The following is a 3,178-nucleotide window of genomic DNA, read 5'->3' as shown; positions in this document are numbered from 1 at the left end:
CCATGCGCGTTGTCATCGCCCAGATGACATCCTCCCAACTGCGCACATTGATGTCGTCGTCCACGACAATAATAAATTTGGTGTACATGAACTGCCGCAAAAAACCCCAAATACCAAACATGACGCGTTTGGCATGTCCTGGATATCCCTTGCGAATACTGACTACGGCCAGGCGATAGGAGCAGCCTTCGGGAGGCAGATAAAAATCAACAATTTCCGGAAACTGCTTTTGCAGGAGAGGCACAAAAACCTCGTTCAGGGCCGCACCAAGAATGGCTGGCTCATCCGGAGGGCGCCCGGTATAGGTACTATGATAAATGGGGTTTTCGCGGTGGGTGACGGCTTCGACCGTAAAAACAGGGAATTTCTGGGTTTCGTTGTAATATCCGGTGTGGTCGCCAAAAGGTCCCTCTTCAGCCATATCATCCGGATATATGTGCCCTTCCAGGACTATTTCTGCGCGCGCCGGAACTTGCAGGGGTACGGTCAGCGCTTTGGCCAGCTCCGTCCGTCCGCCCCTTAATAATCCCGCAAATTGGTGTTCGGAAACCGTGTCGGGAATAGGCATAACGGCGGCGAGAATGGTGGCCGGGTCCGCCCCATAGGCCACAGCAACCGGGAAAGCTTCACCCGGATGTAACTTTTGAAATTCACGTAAATCCTGCGCTCCACCCCGGTGCGCCAGCCAGCGCATGATCACCCGATTACGACCAATGACCTGTTGTCGGTAAATTCCCATATTGGCACGGCGCTTGTGCGGACCCTTGGTAATGGTCAGCCCCCAGGTCATGAGTGGTGCTACATCTTCGGGCCAACAGGTCTGCACCGGTAAGGTGGATAAATCCACGGCGTCGCCGCGCAGGATTACTTCCTGACAAACCGGGCGTGCAATATTCGTCGGAGCCATATACAGCACCTTGCGCAAGGTCGGCAATTTGCTCCACAGGTCCTTCAGTCCCCGGGGCGGATCCGGCTCCTTGAGATAGGACAGCAACTGACCAATCTGACGCAGATCAGCCAGAGACTCGGCACCCATACCCAGAGCGACTCTTTCCGTGGTTCCAAAAAGATTGCCCAGCACCGGCATATCGAACCCGCTGGGCTTTTTGAATAAAACAGCAGGGCCACCTGCCCGCAGGGTACGATCACATATTTCCGTCATCTCCAGATGCGGAGAAACCGGCACATTCAGAGTGCGCAGCAGGTCACGTTTTTCAAGGTCGGCAATAAAGGCACGCAGGTCACGATAGCTCATGGGCGCATTGTAACCGCAGCCCGGCTAATTTGTCCCGCCTTCAGGATCTTCACGGGCGACGACAAAGGCGCTGTCTGCCACTGCCAGGCTGGAGGTCGCACGAATATCAATGGCTTCGTGACCGCTGATATATTCATCGGCAAGGGTGGCAAGGCAGGCGATTTCATCTTCCGTAACCGCCTCAAATCCAGAAAAGCCCAAATCTTCCAACAGGTTTTTCCCACGAGGTTCCAGATCCATACTCGTCAACAAGTCCGTCAATAATTCCCGTTGTGGCAGTAAGCGTGGACCCACGCAAAAAGCATGAAAAGCAAAGGCATCATCGGACTGATCAATCACGCGTAAACGTTCACGGATCAGCTTGCTGGCACTGCTGTAGACCTCATTAAAAAGAAAACCCAAATCAGCCTGGCCCTGCAGCAACGCCTTGAGAACCCGTTGATAGCTGCCGGTAAACACAAAATCCAGACGCGCCCGATCAATGTCCGCCTTATCCATGAGGAATAACCCCACCATATGGACCAGGGTTGAGGGATGCGCCGAAGCAATCCGGATACGCTCCGGAAAATCCTCAGCATGATGAATAGAACCTGCTGCTGGTGCGCACAAGTACACTTCATCAAAATGGTTTAGCGGCTTGACGATGGGCAGAAAATCCAGTTTTTGTTGATACTGCACCCAATCAAAGGGGTTGGCATATACCAGATCGTAATTTCCGGACAGCACTGCCGCCCGACCGCTGTCAAAATCATCCTGCGGCTGAAAATGCATTACCTGAACCAGGTGGCGCTGCAAAAAAGTATTCATCAAAAACCAGCCAGGCAGATTTTTCCCGGAATAATTGGGATCAACTGTAAAGTTCAGTATGGTTTTGGAAGGCAAAACTTCTGCTGTCATCAAGGCATCCGCCCTAACTATCAAAATCGACGGGTATTTCACCCAGAATACTCAGATGAATATTAAATGGGGTCATATATTTCATCGCGGTCATCATGGACCCTTTAAATTTCAGCTTACGGGTCATCAGTGCGGCTTTTCCAGACAGTTCGCCGGAAAGAATTTTTTTCCAGTTGTCCATGGATGTCCACATGATGAAATCACGACGACGACCATCGGAAGGGCCCGCATAGATGACTTTCCCGGCTTTGCAGAAAAGCATGACATGGGGGATATCGGGACGATCCTCAATATAGTATTCCCAGGTCGCATTGAAGTTTTTCAGATCTTTCTGAATTTCCGGATGCGTATCCCATTGTTTACCCACCAGACGAATCCACTCGGTACTCATGAATTTTGCCATAACTTAAAGCGCCCCAACGATATGTCAGTATATAATAAATCAATTATATTAATTTTAATTGAACTAATAGCCTTCAATTTACAATTAGATGCTCTTTGATATTTTCACAAGCTCCAACGAGATATTGCACAATCATTCCAGAAAGCAACACACCAAATATCGCGGGCATATAGGAAATGGTTCCATTGACCGTTTTGGGCCGCCCCTGCGGGCCACTTACCGGCTCCTGGGGAGCCGCAGGTCGCGGCGCTTCATCAGAAAATACGGTCAGAAAATCGAGGCTGGCGCCGTTTTTACGGAGCAACGCCCGGATTTCACGGGCCAGCGGACATGTCTCCGTCTGATTCAATTTGGCCACTCGCACCCGCCGGGGATCCAGGCGATTCCCTGCGCCCATACTCGAAAACACTTCCAGACCCAAGTGCTGGGCAGACTGAATAAGAACCGCTTTCCAGGCAATGGCATCAATACAATCCGCCACTACTTCCGCGCCACTTTCACGCAGGATCTGCTCGGCGTTGTCGATGGTAATAAACGCCTCACGGGCAACCACTTCACAATCTGGAGAAATATCCTGAATACGTGCCGCCATCACTGCCACCTTGGGCTGGTTCAGCGTCGAG

Annotated in this window: 4 protein-coding genes; all 4 read right to left on the bottom strand. The window is 51.4% G+C overall.

What is annotated here, in order from left to right; genetic code table 11:
• On the bottom strand, positions 1 to 1,255 hold a 1,255-nt coding region (locus AC2VLY_RS17190), incomplete at its 3' end, for a UbiD family decarboxylase (protein WP_486922716.1).
• A gap of 24 nt (positions 1,256 to 1,279) precedes the next feature.
• The gene (locus tag AC2VLY_RS17185) at positions 1,280 to 2,152 is read right to left on the bottom strand and encodes a phosphate/phosphite/phosphonate ABC transporter substrate-binding protein (protein WP_193651155.1); all 873 of its coding nucleotides are present in this window, start codon (positions 2,150 to 2,152) and stop codon (positions 1,280 to 1,282) included.
• Between the two features lie 13 nt (positions 2,153 to 2,165).
• Positions 2,166 to 2,555, bottom strand: coding sequence for an SCP2 sterol-binding domain-containing protein (locus tag AC2VLY_RS17180; protein WP_486922715.1), 390 nt, complete (start codon positions 2,553 to 2,555; stop codon positions 2,166 to 2,168).
• 73 nt (positions 2,556 to 2,628) lie between these two features.
• Positions 2,629 to 3,178 (bottom strand): tRNA threonylcarbamoyladenosine dehydratase (locus AC2VLY_RS17175; RefSeq protein ID WP_486922714.1); only part of this gene is annotated, 550 nt, incomplete at its 5' end.

The sequence above is a fragment of the Acidithiobacillus sp. TH-A36 genome (genome assembly GCF_057473445.1).
The sequence above is the reverse complement of the archived record's forward strand: the minus strand, read 5'-3'. Positions and strand labels throughout refer to the sequence as shown.